This window comes from Promicromonospora sp. NPDC057488 (assembly GCF_042802395.1).
Classification (GTDB): domain Bacteria; phylum Actinomycetota; class Actinomycetes; order Actinomycetales; family Cellulomonadaceae; genus Promicromonospora.
The window spans coordinates 1-23,864 of record NZ_JBHVEG010000064.1; the positions used below are offsets into that span (position 1 = coordinate 1).

The 23,864-nt window shown below is 72.5% G+C and carries 14 protein-coding genes; 5 read left to right on the plus strand and 9 right to left on the minus strand.

From position 1 onward, the window contains the following. Window positions 1-47: 47 nt before the first annotated feature. The 8 genes from ACFU5G_RS14875 to kduI form a co-directional block, all read right to left on the minus strand. Window positions 48-5,807, minus strand: a complete 5,760-nt coding sequence (locus ACFU5G_RS14875; RefSeq protein WP_377245817.1) for a LamG-like jellyroll fold domain-containing protein — start codon at window positions 5,805-5,807, stop codon at window positions 48-50. A gap of 124 nt (window positions 5,808-5,931) precedes the next feature. Continuing rightward, window positions 5,932-7,422 (minus strand): aldehyde dehydrogenase family protein, encoded by a 1,491-nt coding sequence (locus tag ACFU5G_RS14880; protein ID WP_377245820.1) that lies wholly within the window; start codon window positions 7,420-7,422, stop codon window positions 5,932-5,934. A 99-nt stretch (window positions 7,423-7,521) separates the two neighbouring features. Beyond that, on the minus strand, window positions 7,522-8,526 hold the full coding sequence (locus ACFU5G_RS14885; RefSeq protein WP_377245823.1) for an ABC transporter permease: 1,005 nt from the start codon (window positions 8,524-8,526) through the stop codon (window positions 7,522-7,524). Window positions 8,527-8,528: 2 nt separating this feature from the next. After that, window positions 8,529-10,091 (minus strand): sugar ABC transporter ATP-binding protein, encoded by a 1,563-nt coding sequence (locus ACFU5G_RS14890; protein ID WP_377245826.1) that lies wholly within the window; start codon window positions 10,089-10,091, stop codon window positions 8,529-8,531. Then, window positions 10,088-11,035, minus strand: a complete 948-nt coding sequence (locus ACFU5G_RS14895) for an ABC transporter permease (protein ID WP_377245829.1) — start codon at window positions 11,033-11,035, stop codon at window positions 10,088-10,090. Before ACFU5G_RS14895 ends, ACFU5G_RS14890 begins: the two co-directional genes overlap by 4 nt. A gap of 92 nt (window positions 11,036-11,127) precedes the next feature. Then, complete coding sequence (locus ACFU5G_RS14900; RefSeq protein ID WP_377245832.1) at window positions 11,128-12,225, minus strand: sugar ABC transporter substrate-binding protein; 1,098 nt, start codon at window positions 12,223-12,225, stop codon at window positions 11,128-11,130. Between the two features lie 63 nt (window positions 12,226-12,288). Beyond that, window positions 12,289-13,047: an SDR family oxidoreductase gene (locus ACFU5G_RS14905; protein WP_377245835.1), complete on the minus strand. Its 759-nt coding sequence runs from the start codon at window positions 13,045-13,047 to the stop codon at window positions 12,289-12,291. Continuing rightward, complete coding sequence (kduI, locus tag ACFU5G_RS14910; RefSeq protein ID WP_377245838.1) at window positions 13,044-13,862, minus strand: 5-dehydro-4-deoxy-D-glucuronate isomerase; 819 nt, start codon at window positions 13,860-13,862, stop codon at window positions 13,044-13,046. The genes ACFU5G_RS14905 and kduI overlap by 4 nt, the downstream gene beginning before the upstream one ends. A 200-nt stretch (window positions 13,863-14,062) precedes the next feature. On the opposite strand from kduI, the gene ACFU5G_RS14915 reads away from it, so the two are divergent. From ACFU5G_RS14915 to ACFU5G_RS14935, 5 genes are all read left to right on the plus strand, one after another. Then, window positions 14,063-14,860, plus strand: coding sequence for an IclR family transcriptional regulator (locus ACFU5G_RS14915; RefSeq protein ID WP_020014406.1), 798 nt, complete (start codon window positions 14,063-14,065; stop codon window positions 14,858-14,860). Window positions 14,861-15,074: 214 nt separating this feature from the next. Then, window positions 15,075-15,974 carry a prephenate dehydrogenase gene (locus ACFU5G_RS14920; RefSeq protein WP_377245841.1) on the plus strand — a complete coding sequence of 300 codons (900 nt, stop codon included), beginning with the start codon at window positions 15,075-15,077 and terminating at the stop codon, window positions 15,972-15,974. A gap of 62 nt (window positions 15,975-16,036) precedes the next feature. After that, a complete protein-coding gene (locus ACFU5G_RS14925; RefSeq protein ID WP_377245844.1) occupies window positions 16,037-19,432 on the plus strand; it encodes a toll/interleukin-1 receptor domain-containing protein in 3,396 nt (1,131 codons plus the stop codon). A gap of 47 nt (window positions 19,433-19,479) precedes the next feature. Continuing rightward, window positions 19,480-20,331 (plus strand): prephenate dehydratase, encoded by an 852-nt coding sequence (locus ACFU5G_RS14930; protein WP_377245847.1) that lies wholly within the window; start codon window positions 19,480-19,482, stop codon window positions 20,329-20,331. A gap of 27 nt (window positions 20,332-20,358) precedes the next feature. Further along, the gene (locus ACFU5G_RS14935; RefSeq protein WP_377245850.1) at window positions 20,359-20,883 is read left to right on the plus strand and encodes a 2'-5' RNA ligase family protein; all 525 of its coding nucleotides are present in this window, start codon (window positions 20,359-20,361) and stop codon (window positions 20,881-20,883) included. 136 nt (window positions 20,884-21,019) lie between these two features. Here the strand turns inward: ACFU5G_RS14935 and ACFU5G_RS14940 are convergent, their stop codons facing one another. Next, window positions 21,020-23,818, minus strand: coding sequence for a hypothetical protein (locus ACFU5G_RS14940; RefSeq protein WP_377245853.1), 2,799 nt, complete (start codon window positions 23,816-23,818; stop codon window positions 21,020-21,022). Window positions 23,819-23,864: the final 46 nt, after the last annotated feature.

The following is a 23,864-nucleotide window of genomic DNA, read 5'->3' on the forward strand; positions in this document are numbered from 1 at the left end:
GGCCCGGGGAGACACGTCTCTCCGGGCCCGGCCTTTTACCGCACTGCCTACTTCACCCTGACCGTCACCCTGGTCTCGGCCGCGAGCGCGAGCTCGCTGCCGAGGTAGGACGCCGTGAGCGTCAGGTCCTTCCCCTTGGGCTGGTTCACCTCGAACCGGGCGAGCCCGTCCTTGATGTCCCCGGTCAGCGTCTGGCCGTCCTTGACCGCGATGCGCACCTGCCCCGTCACCGGGACCTCGTGCGCGGCCGTGAACGACACGTCGACGACGACCTTCTTGCCCGACTTCTTGGCCCCGATCTCCATGGTGGGCACCACCTTGTCGACCACGACACGCACCTTGGAGGACGCGGGCCGGTGGTCGGCGTCGCCCCCGTACCGCAGGGTCAGGTCGTACACCCCCGGCCGGATCGTCCTGGCCGGCAGGACGAGGGTCGCCCGTCCGTCCGCGACCGTGCCGCTCGCCAGCGGCGTGGTGCCGTCGCTCACCTCGACGGTGCCCGTGGCCGTGTCCGGGGACACCGCGACCGAGACCGTGCCCGCCGTGCCGTAGGTGATCGGCAGGGCGACCCCCGCGACCGCCGTCACCTTGGGCGACTTCACCGTGATGGTCACCGTGGCCGGCGCGGACGTCGCCGCGCCGTCGGAGGCCTTGTAGGTGAACACGTCCTTGCCGGAGTACCCGTCGTCGGAGACGTAGGTGAACGAACCGTCCGCCTCCAGGGTGACCCGGCCGTTGGCCGGCTGCGTCACCGCGGTGGCGGTGAGCACGTTGCCGTCCTCGTCGGTGTCGTTGGCCAGGACGCCCGGCGCCGGGAGCGTCAGGGGCTGACCGCCCACCGCCGCGTAGGCGTCGTTCCCCGCCACCGGCGCGGTGTTGACCGGCGGCTGCTCCCCTTCCTCCACGGTGATGGTCACCGTCGTCGCCGCGGACGTCGCGGCGCCGTCGGAGGCCTTGTAGGTGAACGTGTCCGTGCCGAAGAACCCGCTGTCCGGCGTGTAGGTGAAGGACCCGTTCGCACTGAGGACGACGTCGCCGTGGGCCGGCTGCGTGAGCCCGGTCGCGGTGAGGTCGTCACCGTCGAGGTCGGTGTCGTTCGCCAGGAGACCCGGCGCCGCCACCTCCAGCGCCTTGTCCTCGACGGTGCCGTAGGCGTCGGCGGCACCCACCGGGGCCGTGTTGGCCGCGGTGCCGGCGGCCAGGTCGCCCACCTGCTCGGCGGTGAGCTCGTAGCCGAACATCCGGAAGTCGTCGACCAGGCCGTCCCAGCGGCCGTCGGGCCAGCTGGTACCGCCGAGGAGGTTGGCCGTCGTCTGCCCGCCCACGCCGACGTCACCGATGGTGACGGTGAAGTCGTTGCGCGTGGCCTGGAGCTCGCCGTCGAAGTAGATCTTCCCGACCGAGCCGCTCTGGGTGAACACGACGTGCGTCCACTCGTTCAGCGGCAGGTCCTTGCCCTGGCCCAGGACCAGACGCTCCTGGGCGGTGCCCGGGGTGCCCGGCGCCTTGAACGTCGCCGCGAAGCCGGTGGCCCCGCTCACCTGGGTGTTGGACTGGAGCAGGAAGAACGTGTCGGTGCTGCTGCCGATCTGCAGCAGCGGCACCCACGTGGGCAGGGCGTCCGGCCGGGCCCAGACCGACACGCTGAACTCGTCCTCCATCCCCGCCTCGATGTTGTCCGGCAGCCTGACCTGGTTGCCCGTGCCCGACGCGCCGCCCGGCAGGTTGACCGCCGAGCCGAACCGTCCGGCCGGGTTCCAGCCCGCCGTCCCGCCGAGGGTGGCCGCGCCGACCGAGCTGTCCAGCCCGGTGTTGGCCGCCGTCGTGCCCTGACCCTCGTCGAACTTGTAGTGGATCGGCGTGCCCTCGCCGGGCGGCGGCCGCTCGACCGTGTGCTCCACGGTCCGCGCGGAGTCGCGCCACCCGTCGTCGGCCACGAAGCGGACCTGCACCTCGTGGTCGCCCGGCGAGAGCGCCACGTCCGTGAACCGCACCGCGCCGTCGGCCAGGTCGACCTGCCCGCCCACGCGGGCGCCGTCGACCCACAGCTCCGCGACGCCCGTGGGTGCCGCGCCGGTCTCGTCCTCGACCGTGGCCGAGACGTCGACCGGCTCGCCGAACGGCGACGGGGAGCCCGGCTCGACCGCGACCGTGGTGGTCGTGGCGAGCGCGCTGCCGTCGGCGTACAGGGCCTCGATGTCGGCATCGCCGAGAGCCGAGGTGTAGACGCGGACGTCGTCCATCAGGCCGTCGTAGGCCGGGTCCGGGAACCCGTTGCGGCCCAGCCAGTTGTTCGCCGTCGGACCGACGTCGGTCATGTCGATCGTCAGGTTGTTCCGGGAAGCGATCGGCACGCCGTTGAGGTAGAGCGTGCCGGTCGCACCCTGGCGGGTGAACGCGACATGGTTCCACTCGTCGACGGCCACGTCCCGGGTGGGCGTGGCGTAGACGCGCTCCTCCAGGGCCGCGCCCTTGGCCTTGAACGTCGCCGCGAGACCCGTGCCGCCGGCGGCGGCGTTGGTCTGCATCTGGATCTGGAAGAAGCTGCCCGCCCCCGCCAGCCCGTCACCGATGTGGAACAGGCCGGTCCAGCCCGTCCGTGTGTCGGGCCGCACCCAGAACGAGGTCGTGAAGGCCTCCTCGCCCTGCAGCAGGTTGTCGGGCAGGTCCACCGCGTTGGCGTTGCTGCTGCCGGCCAGGTCGAGCGCGTCGCCGAAGACGCCGTTCTCGCTCCAGCCGGTCGTGCCCGTGAGCGCCGCGGCGCCCACCGAGTCGTCCGTACCCGTGTTGGCGGCGCGGGTGCCGGAGCCCTCCTCGAACGCGTAGTGCACGGGGACGTCGCCGGCGCCGGGGTCGGAGCCCACGATCACCAGGTCGTCGATCATGACGCCCGCGCCGGAGTCCCCGGCCGCGAGGGTCAGGTCCTGCGACCGGGCCCCGGCGGTGAAGGTGCCGACGTACGTGCCGAACTTGCTCTGCGAGGACAGGTTCGACCCCGCCGACAGCGTGGTGGACAGGTCACCGACCGTGAGGTCCGCCGTGCCCGGGGCGGTGCCGGCGGACCGGCTGTCGCGGGCGTAGCGCAGCGAGACGCGGTACTCGCGGCCCGGGTCAAGACCCTTGACCGTGCGCGTCAGGTCGCCCTCGGTGCCGACGGCGAGGTGGTAGCCCGTCAGGCCGAGGCCGCCCTGGCCGGCGGCCGCCGCGCGGACGAGCTGGACGTCGCCGTCCACCTCCCACGGGGACATCCGGCCGTTGCCGGGCGCCACGTCGACGACGGCCGGCGGGTTGGCGGAGCGCCACTCGGCCGGCAGGCGCGGGTACTCGATCTGGTCGACCAGGTGCGGGGCCCGGGCGTCCATCGCGACCTCGGGGTCGATCTGGACGATGTCGGCCACCGAGGGCGTGCCGTCCTCGTCGAAGACGAAGAGCATGTACGCGCCGGGCGGGGCGTAGGTGCCGTCGACCGGGGTCTCGATGGTCAGGTCGTCGCCCGTCTGGGCGAACGCCAGGTCCTGGAAGTTCTGGTCGTTGTTGAAGCCGTGCGTCACGGAGCCGTTGCGGACCAGGGTGACGCGCGAGACCTCGCCGTCGGCCTGGACGCCGAACGTGCCGTCGTAGCCGACCTTCTTCGGCACGCCCGAGACCTCCGGGCGGACCGCCGGCTCGTCGCCGTCGAACAGGTACGCCGGCGAGTAGAACTCGACGTCCGTGTAGTTGCGCGGGCCCGGCGTGCCGCCGCCGCCCACCATCACGCGGCCGTCGGGCAGGAGCAGCGCGGTCGAGTGGTACAGCCGGGCGTGCTCATAGGGCACGTCGATCGTGGTCCACTCGCCCGTCTCCGGGTCCCAGATCTCGGCCGTGGTGACGTAGCCACCGTTGCCGTTGTTGTCCCGGGAGCCGCCGGTGACGATCACGTCGCCGTCGGGCAGCACCGTGGACGTGGCCCAGTGCCGGGCGTACTGCATCGGCTCCGTCTTCTCGACCACCGGGGCGTCCGTGCCCCCGGTGATGTCCACGGTGAAGCCGGCGCGGGCGCCATCCGGACCGCCGCCGTTGGCCCACCAGCCACCGCCGACCTGCAGGATCTTGCCGGGGCGGTACATGGTCGCCGTCGACGTGGCGCCGACCGGGTTGCCGAGGCCGCCCTGGTTGGCGACGTCGGACGGCAGGGTGCCGCGGAGGGTGATCTCGCCGTCACCCGACGGGTCGAGCTCGTACATCTGGGTGCCGGTGATGTTGAAGACGTTGCCGTTGCCCGGCGCGACGAACGCCCGCGGGTACCACCAGCGGTTCTCGTCGGGCCCGTTGCCGCCCCCGCCGTCGCCGTACGCGGCCGCGCTGGTGGCGCCCTCCAGCAGCTTCCAGGAGCTGCCCTCGTCCGGGGTGTACAGCTCCGGCGTCAGCACACCGGGGCCGCCCGGGCCGCCCTTGAGGCTGCCGCCCTGCACCACGACGGAGCCGTCGGGCAGGGTGGTGCCCGTCGGGTACCAGCGCGGGTAGTTCATCGGGGCCTCGTTGCGCAGGCCCTGGTTGGTCGTGTAGCTCGTGACGCCGATGGCGGCGTCGTTGGGCGCGTTGCCGCCCAGGCCGTCGTCACCGCCGACCGTCATCGTGGCGCGCCGGTGCGGCATCTGCACCTGCATCGAGCAGAACAGGTCGGTGTACGTCGAGTTCGTGACGATGCCGTCGTTCACGTTGGCGGTCGTGCGTTCCTCGGTCGGGTCCCAGACGTCGATCTCCATCTGGCCGCCCTGCACGACGCACGAGTTGCCGCCGAAGTCGTAGGGCGTGTTGTCGGTGCAGCCCGAGGACACGCTGCCGAACGACTGGACCTTGCCGTCGGACGTCAGCGCCGCGTTGATCGGCACCAGCGGCCAGGGCGTGACTCCGCTCCAGGCGCCGTTCTCCGCCTTGTCGGGCGGCGAGCAGTCGGCCGGCAGCAGGCCCGCGGTGTAGGCCAGGCCGTTCTTCATCTGGGTGCGGATCGGGGCCTCGGCGTACGCCGTGCCCTCGTGCCCCATGCCCGAGTACCACGACCGGCCCTCGTCGATCTCCTGGCACCAGGTGATCGGGTGGTTCGTGCCGTTGTTGCCCCCGCCGTACGACGACTCGTCGGCGTTGAGCAGGGTGCGCACGTTGGGTGCCGGGTTGACCAGCCAGTCGTACCACTCGTCGCTGCGGGTGAACTCGGCCGGCAGGCCCTGGGTCAGCGGGTGCGAGGTGTCCTTGACGACCACGCGGCCCGGGCGGACCGCGGGGTTCTCGGGGTGGCCCTCGGAGGCCGCGCCGACCAGGCGGGCGTAGAACGGGTTGACGTCGTGCTCGCTCTGGCCGACCGACCAGCCGGCGTAGTGCAGGCCGAGGTACCCGCCGCCACCGCGGATGTACCCCTCCAGCGCGGCGCGCTGGTCCACGTTGAACAGCACGCCTCCGGTCTGGGCGAAGGCGACCGTGTCCTTGGTCGCGAGGTTCGCCGTGGTGAACGCCGCGGGGTCGTCCGTCTCCTGGATCTCGACCGGCTGGTCGTACTCGACGCCCAGGTCCGTGACGAGGTCGCGGATGGCCTGGCGGGCCTGGACGTGCGACGCGTGGAAGTTGGACTTGTAGAAGAGCAGGACGCGCAGCACGCCGTCGTCGACGGACCCGGCCGCGGCCTGCGCGGCGGGGGTCGGCGCGGCCTGGGCGACGCCGCCCATGAGCGGCGCGGCCACCCCCAGGGCGACCAGCATGGCCGCCAGTCGTATCGGGGCCCGGCGAAGGCGGCGCGCGTCGCGCCGCCGGTCAGGTCTGCGTAGCAGGTTCATCTTTGATCCCTTTTCGCACGTGGTTGATGGACATGAGGGCAGGCCGGGACGGCCGATCCCCGCACGGGGTCGGCCGGCCCGGAGCTGCTCTCCGGTGGTGCTACTTGCGTTCAGTGCCCCCTGGTCACCGGAGCTCGGCGATCACCGTCTTGAGCTCCGTGTAGTCGTCCAGGCCGAACGAGCCCAGCTCGCGGCCCCAGCCGGACTGCTTGAAGCCGCCGCGCGGGAGGGTGACGTCGTCGGCGTGCCAGGTGTTGAGCCAGACCGTGCCGGCGCGCAGCCGGCCGCCCACGCGGTGGGCCGTGCCGAGGTCCTTGGACCAGACGCCCGCGGCCAGGCCGTAGACGGTGTTGTTGGCCGCGGCCACGACCTCGTCCTCGGTGTCGAACGGGATGGCGGTGATGACGGGCCCGAAGATCTCGTCGGTCTGCACGGCCATCTGCTCGGTGACGTCGGTGATGAGGGTCGGGGAGAAGAAGTAGCCGCGGTCCGCGGCCGGGTCGGGGCTGCCCGCCGCGATCGTGGCGCCGTCGGCCACCGCGCCGCGCACGTAGCCCATGACCTTCTCGTGCTGCTCCTGGGAGACCAGCGGTCCCATCGTGGTCGCCGGGTCGAACGCGTCGCCCACCTTGATGGCCTTGGCCGCCGCGGCGACGCCCTCGATCACCTGGTCGAACACCTCGCGCTGGACGTACAGGCGCGAGCCGTTGACGCAGCACTGGCCCTCGTTGAAGTACCCGGCCAGCGCGGCGCCGGCGATCGCGGCGTCCAGGTCGGCGTCGGCGAAGATGATGTTCGGCGCCTTGCCGCCCAGCTCCAGCGACACCTTCTTGAGGTTCCTCGAGGCGCCCGCGGCGATCTTCTTGCCCACCTCGGTGCTGCCGGTGAAGGCCACCTTGTCGACGCCCGCGTGGTCCACCAGGGCGGCACCCGCGTCGCCGAACCCGGGCAGCACGTTGACGACGCCGGCCGGGACGCCGGCCTCCAGCAGCAGCTCGCCGAGCCGCAGCGCGGTGAGCGGGGTCTGCTCGGCCGGCTTGAGCACCACGGTGTTGCCCGCGGTGATCGACGGGATGATCTTGAAGGCGGCCATCGTCAGCGGGAAGTTCCACGGCACGATGCCGGCGACGACGCCGATGGCCTCGCGCCGCGTGTAGGCGTGGAAGTCGCGGCCCGGCACCGACATCGGGATGGTGGTGCCCTCCATCTTGGTGGCCCACCCGGCGAAGTACCGGAACAGCTCGGCGGCCACGCCGACGTCGCCCCGCGCGGACGCGAGGGACTTCCCGTTGTCGAGCGACTCGAGCTGCGCGAACTCCTCGGTGCGCTCGTCGATCATGTCGCCGATGCGCCACAGCAGGTGGGAGCGGTCGCGCGGCGTCATCCGCGACCAGGGCGAACCGTGCTCGAAGGCGTTGCGGGCGGCGGTGACCGCCCGGTCGGCGTCGACCGCGGAGGCCTGGGCCACCTGGACGAGGACCTGCTCGGTCGCGGGATTGACCGTCGCGAACGTCTGGCCGTCCTTGGCGTCCACCCACTCGCCGTCGATCAGGAGCTGCTTGGGCGAGGAGAGGAACTTCGAGACGGCGGGCAGGAGAAGGGAGTTCTCGGACATGGGGAACCTTCCGTGGTGTCGGGGTCCGGGTATCGGGCGTCGGGTCGGTCGTGGGCCGGGTCTGGGCCGGGTCCGGGCCGGGTCGGGTCGGCGATCGGGCTACTTGATGATCAGCACCTTCGATCGGTCCAGGGTGAGCGCGACGGCGGCGACGATGATCGCCCCGTACAGGATCTGCTCGTAGGCCGACGGGACGCCGACGATCGGCAGCCCCACGCGCAGCAGGGTCACCACGAGCGCCCCGGCGAGGCTGCGCCACAGCGAGCCGTGGCCACCGGTGATGGCCGTGCCGCCCACCACGATGGCCGCCACCGCGGGGAGCAGCAGGTTGTCCGCCATGGTCGGGCTGCCGCTGAAGTTGCGGGAGACCAGCATGACGGCGGCCAGGCCCGCGCACGCGCCGGAGACGGTGAACGCGGCGACCTTGACCAGGTCGACGGGCGCGCCGCCCAGCCGGGCCGCGGACTCGGAGTAGCCCGTGGCGCGGACCCAGCTCCCGAGCGGGGTGAGCGCGAGCGCCAGCGAGACCACGAGCACGACGACCAGCGCGACGACGAACGACATCGGCACCACGCCCGCGACGTAGAGCGTGAGCCAGTGCGTGGCGTCCCGGTCGGCGACCCGGATGGGGCCGGCGTCGGAGATCACCAGGGCGATCGCCGTGAAGATGCTCATGCCGCCGAGCGTGACGATGAACGACGGGATGCGCAGCAGCACGTGGGCCACGCCCTGCAGGGCCCCTATTGCCCCGGTGGCCGCGATGATCGCGAGGGTGGTGAGCCCGCCGAGGTCGGGCAGCCACAGCGCGAAGAAGACCGTGGCCAGGGAGCAGAGCGCGGCGATCGACAGGTCGATGCCGCCGCACAGGACCACCAGGGTGGCGCCGGCCGCCAGCACGACGAGCGGCGCCGAGGTGCGGACGGCGGCCGTGAGGCTGCTCAGGCTCAGGAAGCCGGGGTCGGCGATCGTGAGCGCGGCCAGCAGCACCACGAGCGCGATGACCGGCATGAACGACGTCAGCCGCTGCCCCGTGGTGGGGCGGGCCTTGGCCGTGGGCTCGGAGGCCGGCTCGGGGGCCGGCTTGGCGAGGACGGGCGTGGACATGGTCAGACCATCTCCTTGACGAGGTCGAGCGGGGTCGGCTTGGCCCCGGCGGGGGCGGCGACCTCCTTGGTCGCGCGGCCGTCGCTCATCACGACGATCCGGTCGGACATGCCGATCGCCTCCTCGAGGCTGTCGGCCAGCAGCACGGTGGCGACGCCGCTGTTGGCGAGCTCGCGCATCAGCCGGTACACCTCGGAGCGCGCCCCGACGTCGAGGCCGCGGGTCGGGTGGTCGAGCAGCAGCAGGCGGACGTCGCCGGCCACCAGCCAGCGCGCCAGCACGACCTTCTGCTGGTTGCCGCCCGACAGCCGCTGGATCGCGGTGCCCCGGTGCGGGGTGCGGATCGAGAGGCGCTCGATCCACGTGTCCACGAGCGTGGCCTGCTTGCCGGGCCGCACCAGCGGGCCGGAGCAGCGCGCGTGCTGCTTGGTCAGGGTCATGTTGTCGGCCACCGACATGGGGCCGACCATGCCCTCGGTCTTGCGCTCGGCGGGTACGTAGCCGACGCCGGCGGCGCACGCCGCGCGGGTACCGGACAGGTCGAGCTTCTTGCCGTCGAGCACGACCTCGCCCGCGACGGTGGCCTCGGCGCCGAACAGCGCGCGGCACACGTCCTCGCGGCCGGAGCCGTGCACACCGACGATGCCGACGATCTCCCCCGCGTGCACGTCGAGGTCGACGTCGCGGAAGGTCTTGCCGGTCAGGCCGCGGACCACGAGCCGGGGCCGGCGGGGCTCGTCGGAGCGCTCGGCGGCGCCGTCGTGGTAGTGGTCCTCGGAGCCGGTGGCGCCGATCATCATGCGGTGCAGCTCCGCGGGGGCGGCGTCCGCGGCGGGCACCTCGCCCACCGACTTGCCGCCGCGCAGCACGGCGACCCGGTCGCAGACGTCGAGCACCTCGTCGAGGCGGTGCGAGACGAAGACGACGGACGCGAACTCGCGCAGGCGCCGCACCTGGGTGAACAGGGTGTCGATCTCCTTGGACTCCAGCACCGAGGTGGGCTCGTCGAGGATGATCACCGGCGGGTGCGCGGTGCGCTCCTCGATGCGGAGCACCTTGGCGATCTCGACCATCTGCCGGTCGGCGAACGACAGGCTGTCGGTCCGGGCCAGGGGGTCGATGTGCGACCCGATCTTGTCGAGCTGCTCCTGCGCGAGCTTGCGCATGGTGCCCCAGCGGTAGATGCCGCGGCGCACGCCCGGGCCCTCGCTGCCGAGCACGATGTTCTCGGCGGCGGTGAGGTTGGGCACGAGCGACTGCTCCTGGAACACCATGCCCAGGCCGTGGTCGGCGGCGTCGACGACGCTGCGCAGCCGCACGCGCTCGCCGCGCACCCAGATCTCGCCGGCGTCCGGCCGGACCAGCCCGACCAGCGCCTTGAGCAGCGTGGACTTGCCGGCGCCGTTCTCGCCGGCCAGGCCCAGCACCTCGTGCTGGCGCACGACGAGATCGACGCCGTCGAGCGCCTTGACGCCCGGGTAGTGCTTGACCAGGCCGCGCACCTCGAGGGCGGGCGGGGACCCCGGCGCGCGCGGCCCGGGGTCGGTCTGCAGGTCGGTTGTCACTTGGTCACCTGGTTCCTACGACGCTGTGGGATGACGGCGGCCGCGACGGCCGCGACGACGATGAGGCCCTGCACGCCGCCCTGCCAGTAGGGGCTCACCCCGACCTGGACGAGGCCGTTGGTCAGGACGGTCACCAGCAGGACGCCGACGGCGGAGTGCAGGATGCCGCCGCGTCCGCCGGTGAGCAGGGTGCCGCCCACCACGGCGGCGGTGATGGCGGAGAAGTCGTAGCCCCGGCCCGCCTGGACCAGGCCGGCGCCGAGCTGGCTGGTGACCAGCACGCCGGCCAGCCCGTAGAACGCGCCGGCCATCGTGAAGACCGCGACCTTGTAGGGCGCGACCCGCACGCCGGACAGCGCCAGCACCTCCTCGGCGCCGCCGATGGCGAAGGCGTAGCGGCCCAGGCGCGAGTAGCGCTGCACCAGCCAGCCCAGCAGCACGCAGGCGACGGCGATCCAGGTCAGCCGCGCCAGGCCGAGGAACCGCTCGACGGCCCAGCCCTCCAGCATCGGGTCGGTGATGTTGGGCTGCACGCCCGCGAACAGCAGGGTCGCGACGCCCAGGCCGACGGCGGAGACGCCGAGGGTAGCCATGAACGACGGCACCTTGAGCACCACCAGGGCCAGCCCGCTGAGGCAGCCGAGCGCGGCCGCCAGCAGCACCGCGACGGCGACCCCGATCAGCCCGAGGTCGTTGTCGTTGCGGTTGTTGGCGACCAGGAGGGCGACCGTGATGGCGGACGCCCCCATGATCCCGGGTGCGGACAGGTCGATGGAGCCGGTCATCAGCACGAAGCTGATGCCGCAGGTCACCACGGCGAGGACCGCCGCGGCGTCCAGGACGTTCTGCACGTTGGAGACCGTCCGGAAGTCGGGGCTCAGGACCGCGAAGATCCCGAACACGACGACCAGCGCGATCGGCGGGCCCGCGTCCCGCAGGGACACCCCCCGCCGAGGCCGGGGGCGCTGTGCGTGCACGGCGTCGGTGCCGGCGTCTGTGCCGCCTTCCGTGCCGGCTTCAGTGGGGGGTGCCATGGTCACGAGATCGCGCCCTGCGACCGGCTGAAGAGGTTGGCGCAGGAGAAGTCGTCCTCGCTGGTCTGCGGGGAGACGAAGTCGGCCACGTTGTCCTGCTGGATGAGGAACTGCTCGGCGAACCAGGCACGGTCCTCGCCCGCGATGTCCTCGACGGCGAGCTCACCGGTGGCCACGCAGTAGCCGATGGCGAGGCCGATGCCGCCCTGCCACGGGCCGTCGCTGGAGACGGTCGCGGTCATGGCGCCGTCCTCGATGGCCGTCAGGGCGTCCGGGACGGCGTCGATGCCGACCACGGCCACGTCGTCGCGGCCGGCCTGCTGGAGCGCCTCGAGCGCGCCGAGCGCCATGTCGTCGTTGGCGGCCCAGATGCCCTTGACGTCGTCGCCGTGCTTGGTCAGCAGCGTCTTGGTCACCTCGAGGGCCTCGGCCCGGGAGAAGTTGGCGGTCTGGTCGTCGAGCAGCTCGACGTCGGGGTTGGCGGCCAGCGACTCCTCCAGCCCGGCGAACCGGTCCTTGGCCGCGCCGGTGTCCAGGATGCCCTGCAGCGCGATGATGCCGCCCGAGCCGCCGATGGCCTCGGACAGCGCGTCGCCGATCTGCTTGCCGGACTCCACGCCGTCGTAGGTGATGTGGGACAGCCAGTAGTCGTAGTCGGCCACGTTCAGGTCGGCCGGCTTGTTCCACTGGGTGGTGAGGTAGGCGCCCGCCGCCTCGGCCCCCTCCACGATCGGCGGGGTGTCGGAGTCGCCGTTGGGCAGGATGTTCATGACCAGGCACTCGGTGTCGCCCGCGAGCAGCTGGCTGATCTGCTCCTGCTGGCGCGTCGAGTCGCCGTCGTAGGTGAGCCGCTCCTGGGTGAGGCCGACCTGCTCGGCGAAGGCGTCGCCGCCGTCGAGCCACGAGGCCTCGTAGGGGTTGGACTCGTTGCGGACCTGGCCCACCAGGGTCACGTCCGCGGGGTCGCAGGCGCCGGCCTCCGTGCTGCCGCCGCCGCCCGCGGCGGTCTCGGTGCAGCCGGTGAGCGCGCCGGCCGCCAGCAGGACGCCGACGACGGCGGCCGTGTGGCGAGCGCCAGTGTGTCGAGAGGTGAACTTCATTGTCTTTTCCTCGATCTCGTTCGGTGCCGGGGTCCGGCTCTGTGATGCGGAACTGCTGTGGGGTCAGCGCGCCAGCCAGCCGCCGTCCACGGCCAGGACGTGGCCGTTGACGTAGTCGGCGGCGGGCGAGCTGAGGAAGACGGCCGCTCCGGCGATGTCCTCGGCGGTACCCCAGCGTCCGGCCGGGATGCGTTCGAGGATGGAGCGGGAGCGGTCCGCGTCATCGCGGAGCGCCGTGGTGTTGTCGGTGACCATGTAGCCCGGGGCGATGGCGTTGACCTGGACGCCGTGCGGCCCCCACTCGTTGGCCAGCGCCTTGGTCACCCCGGCGACGCCGTGCTTGCTCGCGGCGTACGACACCACCCGCAGGCCGCCCTGGAAGGACAGCAGGCTGGCGATGCTGACGACCTTGCCGTGGCCGCGTTCGACCATCGGCCGGCCGAGCTGCTGGGTGAGGAAGAAGAGCCCGTTCAGGTTGACGTCGAGCACCCGCTGCCAGGCCTCACGGCCCACGTCGACGGAGTCCTCGCGGTCGATGATGCCGGCGTTGCTGACCAGGACGTCGATCTGCCGCGAGGCGGCCAGCTCGGCGCCGACCTGCTCGACGGCGTCCAGATCGCCCACGTCGAGGTCGACGACGTCGGCCTTGCCGCCCTGCGCGAGCACCAGGTCGCGCGTGGCGTCCTGGTTGCCGGGCCGGCCGATCAGCACGACGTCCGCCCCCGCGCGGGACAGACCGAGCGCGACCGCCCGGCCGAGCCCGCGGCCCGCGCCGGTCACCGCGGCGCACCGGCCGGTCAGGTCGAACGGCGAGGTCGTCACAGGTCCTCCACGGCCACGGGGCTCAGGTCGGTGTAGACGTTGTTCTCGCCGGCCATGGCCCAGATGAAGGCGTACGAGCCTGTGCCGGCCCCGGCGTGGATCGACCACGGCGGGGAGATGACGGCCTCGCGGTTGCGGAGCACCAGGTGGCGGGTCTCGCCGGGCTTGCCCATGAAGTGGAAGACGCGGTCGCTCTCGTCGAGGTCCACGTAGCAGTAGATCTCGGTGCGGCGGTCGTGCAGGTGCGGCGGGAACGTGTTCCACACCGAGCCGCTGGCGATGACCGTCACGCCGAACTGGAGCTGCGAGGTCTTGACGTCCTGGCCCCAGACGTAGCGGAAGAGGTTGCGCTCGTTGGCGGCCTCGGCCGAGCCCAGCGCGACCGGCTCCACCTCGCTGTGCCGCAGCGCCGCGGTCGGGTAGGCGGTGTGGGCCGGCGCTGAGACGAAGTAGTAGGCGGCGTCGGCGCCGACGAACGTCACCTCGCTCCCCCGGCCGACGAACAGGCCGTCGAGGTGCTCCAGCTCGAACTTCTCGCCGTCGACGACGACGTGGCCCGCGCCGCCCACGTTGATGACGCCGAGCTCGCGGCCCTCGAGGTGGCTGTCGGTGCCGAGCACGTCGGTCCAGGCCGGCAGCCCGAGCTCGCCGTCCGCCGGGACGGCCCCGCCGACCACCATGCGGTCGTCGTGGGTGTAGGTGGCCCGGGCCTCCCCGCTGACGAAGAGGTCTCCGACGAGGAAGCTCTCCCGCAGGTCCGCCGTGGTTGCCGTCTCCGCGCTGGCGGGAGATGTCGAGTATCGAACCTGGATCACGTAGCTGCCCCTCGGTCGGTCTGCGAATCGCGTTCGTCTGTGAACTGCGTTCGTCTATGTGAACTGGTCTGAAGATAGACGCGACCCGGGTCACGGGTCAAGGGGCGGAAACCTGTCCATGTATGCGAACTCGCGGTACTGTCGTATTCACCCCCGGGTCAGTTCCCGGGTGCCCGCAGAAGGACCAGAGGAGAGCGTTGATGCAGCTGCAGAAGGAGTTCCAGACGACCGGCACCACGGAGACCGGTCCGGTCAAGTCGGCGGCGCGCGCCCTGGACCTGCTCGACGACATCGCCGCGAACGGCCCCGGAACCCAGCTGCAGCTCTCGACGCGCCTCAGCATCCCCAAGAGCAGCCTGCACGCGCTGCTGCGCACCATGACCGACCGGGGCTGGCTGCAGACCGACCCGACCGGCACCGTCTACCAGCTCGGCATCCACTCCCTCGTGGTCAGCTCCGCCTACCTGGACGGCGACCCCGTGCTGGCCCGCGCCACGGCCGTGCTCGACGAGGTGGCCGCCGCCACGCAGGAGACGGTGCACCTGGGCCGCCTCGACGGCGCCGACGTCATCTACACCGCCAAGCGCGAGTCGGTGCACCCGCTGCGCATGCACTCCGCCGTCGGGCGCCGCCTCCCCGCGTACGCCACGTCGCTGGGGCGCGCGCTGCTCGCCGAGATGCCGGCCGAGTCCCGGGGCGACCTGGTGCCCGAGTCGATCGCCGCGATCACGCCGAACACCACCACCGACAAGGACGCCGTGCTGGAGATCATCGACCGCGCGGCCTACCAGGGCTACGCGACCGAGAGCGAGGAGTCGTGCATGGGCGTGCGCTGCTTCGGCGTGGCGCTCCCGTTCAGCAACCACGCCGTGGACGCCATGAGCGTCGCGGTGCCGATCAGCAGGCTCGGCGACGGGCGCGAGGACCTCATCATCGAGACCCTGCTCAGCGTGCGGTCGCGGCTGGCGGCCGTGCAGGGCAACAGCATGGTGCGCTGAACCGTGCGCTGAAGCGTGCGCTCGAGGGTGCGCTGAACGGTGCACCGAACGGTGCGGCCCGCGGGGGCGCCGAGGCCGCCCCCGCCGTGCCGCCCCGGTGTACTCTCCTCGGCATGGAGTCCGGCCTCGCGCCGGGGGTCCGCGGCACTCTGACCTGCATCTGAACTGCACCTGACCCGCACTGACACTGCACCGCGAGCGCGAGGAGCACTCCGTGACGGACGGCACGAAGACGGCCGGTGTGGTCGGCCTCGGGTTCATGGGCGCCTCGCTCGGCGCGGCGCTGCGTACGGCGAGCGGCATCGGGCGGGTGGTCGGCTACGACAGCTCCGCCGTCGCCCGGGCGCAGGCGCGCGCCGACGGGCACGTCGACGAGGTGCTGGACAGCGCCGCCGACGTCGCGCGCGCGGCGGACCTGCTCGTGCTGTGCACGCCGGTGCAGCAGATCATCACCTACCTGACCGAGCTCGGGCCGCTCCTGCGTCCCGGCACGATCGTGATGGACATCGGCAGCACCAAGTCGGCGGTCACCGAGGCGATGGACAAGCTCCTGCCCGACGACGTCGTGCCGATCGGCGGGCACCCGATGACCGGTCCCGCCACCGCGGGCGCCGACAGCCCCACCGCGCGGATCTATGACGGCCGCGTCTTCCTGCTCACCCCCACCCTGCGGACCGACCCCGCCGTGACGCGGTGGTGCACCGGCCTGCTGCAGGAGATCGGCGCCCGGGTCGAGGTGCTGGAGCCCGAGCGGCACGACCGGCTCGTCGCCGTCGTCAGCCACCTGCCCCGGATCCTTCCCCTGCCGCTGCTCGAGCTCGCGGACAAGGACCCCGACCCGATGCTCGCCGAGCTGCCGGCGGGCGGCTTCCGCGAGAGCACGCGGAAGGCCACCGAGAACCTCGACATGTGGGCGGACGTGCTGGTCACGAACACCGACCACGTCGTCGAGACCCTGCGCCGCTACGCGCGGGAGGTCGAGCTGGTCGCCGACCGGGTGGCCGAGGGCGACCCCGCCGCGCTGCGCGAGCTGCTGACGACGGCGTCCGACCGCTGGACCACGCTCTTCGAGACCGGCGGGGCCCCGCCGGAGGAGCAGCCCCACGCGCACTGATGCGCGCTGATGCGCACTGATCGTTCGGCACCACCTCCGACTCTGACGAAGGCCGGCCGGAAATGACGAAGATCTTCATCTCGTACCGACGGGACGACACCCGCGACGAGAGCCTGCGGTACTACCGCCACCTGCGGGACCGCTATCCGGCGGTGTTCCTCGACACGGAGGACGTCCCGCCGGCGACCGCGTTCCCCGACGTGCTCAGGGACGCGATCCGCGACTCCGACCTGGTGCTGGCCGTGATCGGCCCGCGCTGGGCGGGCGGCGACCGGATCAGCGACCCGGCGGACTTCGTGCGGCTGGAGATCGAGCACGCCCTCGACCACGGCAAACGGGTGCTGCCCGTGCTGGTGCGGGGCGCCGGGCTCCCGGACCCGGACGGGCTCCCCGCGTCGCTGCGCCCGCTGACCGAACGCCAGGCCGTGCCGGCCGACGGGGCCGACCTCGCCTGGCTCGTGCCGACGATCGAACGGTCGCTCGACCCCGCGCGGTGGGACGGCCCGGCGACGCTGCTCGCCGGGCGGGTGCGCGCGCTGCTGGCGGCCGTCGGGGTCGACGTGTCGGGGATCGAGCGGGGCCCCTCGGGAGAGCCCTGGTTCCGGGCCACGTCGGCCGGCGACGTCGTCGGCTGGCCCGCCGGGACGGTGCGCGTCGGGTGCACGGTCGCCGAGCCCCGCACCTCCGCGGTGGCCGGGCTGGCCGGGGCCGCCCGCACCACGGGCGCCGACCACGCCGTCCTGGTGGTCGACGACAAGGTGGACGCCGCGTCGCTCACCCCGGGCACGTCGCTCACCCCGGGCACCTGGGGCGACGACGTCGAGGTGCTGACGTTCCGCGGCCTCGCCGCACGGCTCGCCCCGCTCGGCCCCTATCTCGAGTGGCTGCGCGCCGAGCACGACCGGCGCATCGGCCGGGCCAGGTCGACGTTCGTGGACCTCGCCGCGGCCAAGTCCGACCGGCTGGAGGACGGGAGCGAGGTCTCGCGCTCGCCGCGCTCGTCGCTGGTCGGCTCGGTCGAGCGGTGGACCGCGGACCAGAGCGGCACCCAGCTCGCGCTGCTCGGCGACTTCGGCAGCGGCAAGAGCTGGTTCTGCCTCGAGCTCGCGTACCGGCTGCTCGACGGCGGCAACGACGCCGGCAACGACGCCGCGGGACGCCTTCCCCTGCTCCTCGAACTGCGGCACGTGCCGGCTCCGGACGACGTCGACCCGGCACCCGCCGCTCAGCCGGGCGTCCCGCAGGACGCAGCCCGGGCGATCCTCGAGGACTTCTGCCGGCTGCACGGTCTGCACCACCAGGTGGGGGCAGCGCTGACCGAGCTGAACCGGCAGGGGCTGCTCCTGCTCCTGTGCGACGGGTTCGACGAGATGCCCCGCGCCGCCCACGAGACGGTGACCCAGGCGTTCGAGCGGCTGCGCGCCCTAGCCGAGCCGGCCAGCAAGGTCGTCATCACGTCGCGCACCCTCTACTTCCGCGACGTGCACGAGGAGTCGGAGGTGTTCCTCGGCGACCCTGGCCGCCGGTTCGACATCCTGTACCTGCGGGACTTCAGCACGGACCAGATCCGCGACATCCTCCAGGCCCGGTTCCCCGCCGACTGGGGGCGACGGTGGAGCCTCATCACCGATACGTACGGCCTGCTCGACCTCGTCCGCCGGCCGTTCGTGCTGGACATGGTGCTGGAGATCCTGCCGGCCATGCGCGGGCGGACCAGCGCGACGCTCGCCGAGCTGTACGACATGTACACGAGCCGCTGGATCGAGGCGGTGGGCCGGGACCGGCCGCAGGCCATCTCCCCGCGCGAACGACGGCCGCTGATGCAGCAGCTCGCCTGGACCATGTTCGAGCAGGACACGCTGGAGGTCCGCGTCGAGGCGATCGCCGAGATCGTCGCGGGCGAGAACTACGTGCGCATCCCCGGCCTCCTCGAGGCCATCGCCGCCGACCTCACCACGCAGTCCTACCTCCAGCGCGACTCGCACGGCCGCTACCAGTTCGCCCACAAGTCGTTCCTCGAGTTCTTCGTCGCGGACCGGCTCGCGGCGGAGCTCGCGGCGGGCAGGTACGACCTCCTGGCGACCCGCCGCCTCTCCCCCGAGATCGTCGCGTTCCTCACCGGCAGACCGCTGGACGCGCAGCGCCTCTACGACCACCTGGCGACCCTGCGCGGCCGGACCGACGACGCCTGCACCGCCGGGAACGTGCTCTCCCTGCTGCACGCGCTGCGGTTCCGGCTGTCGCGGCGCGACTTCTCCGGCCTCGTCATCGAGGGCGCCGACCTGAGCGGGGCGCACCTGCGGGGGTCGAGCTTCGCCGGCTCGACGGTGGTCTCGATGAACGTCACCGACGCCCAGCTCACCTCCACCGACTTCACGGACGTGACGTTCAAGGACCTGAACCTCGGGGTGCGCTCGTCGGGCAAGGGGGTGGCCGTCAGCCGCGCCGGGACGCGTGCGGTGACGTTCGGCGACAACAGCGTCAGCGTCCAGGACACCACGGGGACCGGCACCGGCACTGCCTCCGAGCTGCACCGCCTGCGCGGGCCGTCGGACTCGCTGACCAGCGTCCAGCTCACCCTGGACGGCCGGACCGTCGCCGCGGGCAGCTTCGACCACACCGCCACGGTGTGGCGCACGGACGTGCCGGCCCACCACCCGTCGGCACGGCGGGTGCTCGAGGGGCACACCAACACGGTCTACGACGTCGCCTTCGACCCGGCCGGCCGGTACCTCTTCACGGCGGGGAGCGACTCCCTGGTGCGGGCCTGGTCCGTCGACGACGGCACGGAGCTCAAGTCGGCGCGGGAGCACCGCGCCACGGTGTACTCGATCAACGCCGCACCGGACGGCGCCTGGCTCGCGACCGGCAGCTTCGACGCGACCGTGGGGCTCTGGCGGATCACGACCGACCCGTCCGACGGCCTGCAGCTGCGCTGCGTCGAGCGCTTCGAGGGGCACGGCAGCCTCGTCAACGGCGTCGCCTGGAGCCCGGACAGCCGCACCGTCGCCTCCGCGAGCAACGACGGGACGGTCCGCCTGTGGGACGTCGGGTCGCGTCGCGAGCGCGCCGTGCTCACCGGGCACGAGACCATCGTGTGGTCCGTCGCCTACAGCCCCGACGGCAGGCTGCTCGCCAGCGGCGACTCCGACGGCGTCGTCCGGATCTGGGACGTCTCGGACGAGGCGGCGAACCCGGCTCTGGTCCGGCGGATCGACGCGCACGAGGCGGCGGTCTGGAGCCTCGCCTTCCAGTGGCAGGACGACGTCCTGGTCAGCGGCAGCCTCGACGGGTACGTGCGGTCCTGGAGTACGGTCGGCTGGGCCCGGCTGGACGAGCTCGCCCTGCAGAGCGACGCCAACCAGCGGATCAGCTGCCGAGGGATGAAGATCAGCGGGGCGGCGGGCCTGAGCCCGCTCCAGGAGCAGTTCTTGACGAAGATGGGCGCGCGGCGGTGACGCCGCGCGGTACCTGAGCACGCAGGCAGGACGACACAGGAGGATCCGTGGCCATCGGTTATCTCGGCCCAGAAGGAACGTTCACGCACGCGGCGGCCCGGGAGCTGTGCCCCGGCACCGAGCTCGTGGCGCTGGCGACGCAGGCCCAGGCGATCGCCCAGGTCGAGGACGGCACGATCGACGGCGCCGTCGTCCCCGTCGACAACACGGTGAACGGCGTGGTCCTGCCCACGTGGGACTCGCTGCTGCTCACCACCCAGAGCCGCATCGTGGCCGACGTCCTCGTGCCGGTGACCTTCAACGCCTACGCCCTGAGCGCCGACGTCGCGCCGGAGGTCGTGGCGAGCCACCCGCACGCCCTCGCCCAGTGCGCCAGGTACGTGAGCTCGCTCGGCGTGCCCAGCCGCGTCACCTCCTCGACCGCCGAGGCCTGCGCCTCGCTCGCGCCCGGCGAGGTGGCCATCGCGGCGCCCGTCTGCGCGGAGCTGTACCCCGTGGCGACCATCGCCACCGAGGTCGAGGACGGCGCGGGGGCGATCACCCAGTTCGGGCTCGTGACCCGCGACGACGTGCGGCCGTCGACCGAGCGCTGGACGACCGTCTTCGCCGCCCTGCCGGAGCGGAACGCGCCCGGCAGCCTCGCGGCGCTGCTCGGACCCCTGTCGGACCTGGGCTGCAACCTCGAGAACATCGTCGCCCGGCCGGTGCGGGACAGCGTCGACTACGTGTTCCTGCTCTTCGTCGCCGACCTCGACGCGGACCGCGAGGCGGCCGCCCTGGAGTCGCTCGGCGCCCGGTGCTCCGGGCTCTCCGTGCTGGGCCGGCTCGCGGCGACCAAGCCGTCGGGGCCCGACGGCGCGTCCGGCGTGCCCGTCCGCCTGGCGTCCGTCGGATCGTGATCCGGCACCACCGCCTAGGCTGACCTCGTGGCGCTGGCGATCTGCCTGCTGTTCGACAGGCCGACCGAGCGGGTCCTGCGACGGCTGTGGCAGCGGCTCGAGGACCAGGGCGTGCCCACCCTCGCCACGCACACCCACCGCCGGCACCTGCCGCACCTCTCCCTGGCGGTGCTGCGCTCCTGGGACCTGGACAAGGTGCGGGCCGCCGTCGAGGCCCTGCCCGACGCCGGGCCGACGCCGGTGCGGTTCGACGCCGTCGCCGCGTTCCGGCGCGGCCGGATGAGCCTCGTCCCGGCGGTCACGAGCGTGCTCGCGGCGCGCCAGGAGCGGGTGGTCGAGGCGCTGGGCGCCACCGACGAGGAGCTGCACAAGCACTACGTGCCCGGCGTCTGGACGCCGCACGTCACCGTGGCGACGCGCGCCCGGCTGGACCAGACGCCGCTGGTGCTGGAGGCGGTCTACGAGATCGTCCCGCTGACCGGCACCCTGTCCCGCGCAGCCCTGGTGGACGCGGGCACGGGCATCGCCTACCCGCTGAGCAATATCCCCTGAGCAATATCCCCTGGGCAGCCCCCTCAGGCGCAGGATCGCTGAGATCGGTCGGTTGCCTCGAGACCGGTCGGTCAACTGACCGGTCTCGAGACAACTGACCGAGCTCACTGTGGCGCCCGGTCAGGACCAACCCAGGTCAGGACCGCCCCGGGGTCAGCACGTCGACGCCGTCCAGGGTGAACGTGCCGCTGACCACCCGGACCGTGACCGTGTGCTGCCGGTTGCCCAGGCCGCGTAGCCAGTAGGACGTCTCGCGCGTGCCCACCGGCCCGACCTGCACGGTCCGCGGGGCGGCGCCGTCGACGCTCACCTCCAGGGTCGCGGCGGCCGTGGCGCCGAACAGGTTGATCCCGGTGCCCCGGAACGGGACGGTCACCGACCGGCCCGCCGCGAGCACGTGCTGCGTGCGGTTGAAGTGCGCGTAGCCCGCCTGGGTGAAGGTGAACCCGTCCGGGTAGGTAAGGCGCGGGTCGGCGTCGTCGATCTTCTCCGCGGCCCAGGCGTAGCCCTGCACCGGGGTGACCGCCAGGTTGTCGTACTGCGTGTTGTAGAACCCGCTGGTCAGGGCGATGCGGCCGGCCAGCACCGGGTTGGCGGACGTGTCCGTGTACCGCGTCAGGCGGACGCCGTCGAGCGTCGCGGTGACGACGTTCTCGCGCGCCTCGACCGCTAGCTCGTGCCAGCGGCCGCCGTCGAACCCGGCCACGGTGCCCGAGGCCACGACCTGGTCGAGCTTGCGGAGCTGCCAGCGGCCGTCCTCGTGCACGCGGACGGCGTAGGTGGCCTGGTCGCCACCGCGCGCGTACGTCTGCCGCACTCCGAGGCCCGCGAAGTTCTCCAGGCTCGCGTCGCGGTCCACGTCGTCGAGCCGGAAGTCCACGGCCGCCGCGTAGTCGGCCCAGCGGTGGTCGCCCAGCACGGTCGACGGGGACGCGGTCTGGAGCACGTCCTGCCGCCCGTTGCCCCACACGTTCCAGGTGAACCCGCGGTTGCCCGCGTTGATCTGCTGCTGGAGCACGTGCCCCGTGCGCCGGTCGCCGCGGACCACCTCGAAGGCGCCGTCCTGGTCCGCCGTGTAGCGCGGCGTGCCGCCGCGGCGCTCCAGGTAGGTCATCCGCTCGCCGCCGACCCGGGTGACCGGGTACTCGTCGTACTCGAAGTCGTCGCGGTACGGCAGCGGGAGGATCGTGTCGGCCGTGTCGGGCGCGAGCTCCCCCGGCACATACTCGTCTGTGCTGCCGGACACGCCGTGGGCGAGCGTCGACAGCGTCAGGATCGAGTACGCCGGGACCTTGACGCGGTAGACGTCGTGCTCGACGCCGCCGATCGTCTCGGTGCGGACCGGCTCGTAGACGCCGGTGTTCTGGAAGTAGTTCGCGTCGTACTCCTGGCCGGCGTCCGGCCCGCGCGTCTCCCACGCGTACAGCGGCCGGTCGGCGGGGCCCAGGTCGGCCACCTTGACCTCGAAGTACCGGTCGGTGCGGGTGTTGTTCGCGTGCACCTGCGACCACTGCGTCTCGCCGTCGGCGCCGTCCTCGCTGTCGGCACTGCCCTCGCCGTCCGCGGCCGCGGGTGTGCGGGCCGTGAGCACGGTGCGGGTCGAGGTGTCCACGTTGGTGCCGCCGTCGCCCTTGGTGCCGTCGCCGCCCGTGGCGCCCTCGACGTACTCCCAGCCGTCGCCGACGAACTGGTGGAAGTGCCGCACGGCGACCAGGCCGACGTCGCCCTCCCAGTAGCCGGACCACGGGTCGGAGGCGCGGACGAGGTGCTTGGGCGAGTACTGCGTGCCCTCGTACATGGCGCTGACCGCGGGCTGGAACAGGAACGTCGTCATGTGCGCGGGGTCGGCGCCCGCGCCGCTCCAGCGGTAGGCGTTGATGAACCGGTCGGCGATGTCGGCGGCCGAGACCGTACCCCCGACGCCACCCCGGGACGGGTCCGCGGCGAGACGGTACTGCGGGTCGATCATCGGCGCCACGCCCTCGGAGTACAGGATCTCCTTGCCGAACTCCTTGTTCAGCCGGGTCACGTTGGGGCCGCCCACGATGTCGTAGTGGTAGCCGAGGGCGTCCACCTGCTCCAGGGCGGCCGGGTCGGCCAGGATGCGGGCCGCGACGGCGTCGCCCTCCCGGTACGAGTCCAGGGCCACGATCTTGATCTTCGAGTAGTCGTAGCGGGCGTCCGGCGCGGCGGCGTCCCGCTCCAGCCACTGCGCGAACTTGACCGTCCACGCCAGCTCGGACGCCTGGTAGGTCGCGCCGCGCACCTCGTTCTGCGACGGGCTCATCCAGTCGAACTCGACGCCGAAGGTGTCGTACGCGGCGTCGATCGTCTCCTTGTACCACTGGTAGCGCTTCACGGGATCGTTCCCGGTCCAGGACGGCTCGCCCCAGCGCAGCGCCTCGGTCTCGATGTCCGGGTTGATCGACAGCGCGTCGGCGATGAAGTGGAAGCCCGCGCCGCGCAGCACGTTCGCGGGCTCGTCGGCGCTGCGCTTCGTGGCCGGCTCCGCGCCCGACGACGAGTTGCTGTCGGCGCCGAGCTCCACCTTGATGTGCTTGAGCCCCGCGCCCGTCTCGGGGTCGAAGAGCATCCGCATGATGCGCCAGTACGCCTCGGGCTGCTCCTCCTTGTAGTCGAGCAGCAGGTTGGAGGTGTTGTTGCAGGACACCGACCCGAAGCCGCCGAACGTGTTGAACGCGGTGCCGTCGGCCCCGCGCTGCACGTCGTCGCCGTCGACCAGCAGCTCTCGCCAGTCGATCGCCGGGTCGTCGAGCCGGAGCACCGGCAACGTGGTGGTGGCCGATGACGGCGTCGTGGTCGCGTCGCGCGGTGCGCTCGCGCTCGCGCTGGGGGCCAGGAGGCCGCCCGCGGCGAGGACGAGGACTGCGGCGACCGCGGTGGATCTGGCCGTGCGGCGGTGGGGACGTGGCATGGGGCACTCTCCGTCGTCGTCGTTGACTGGTCCGGCGCGCGAGGCG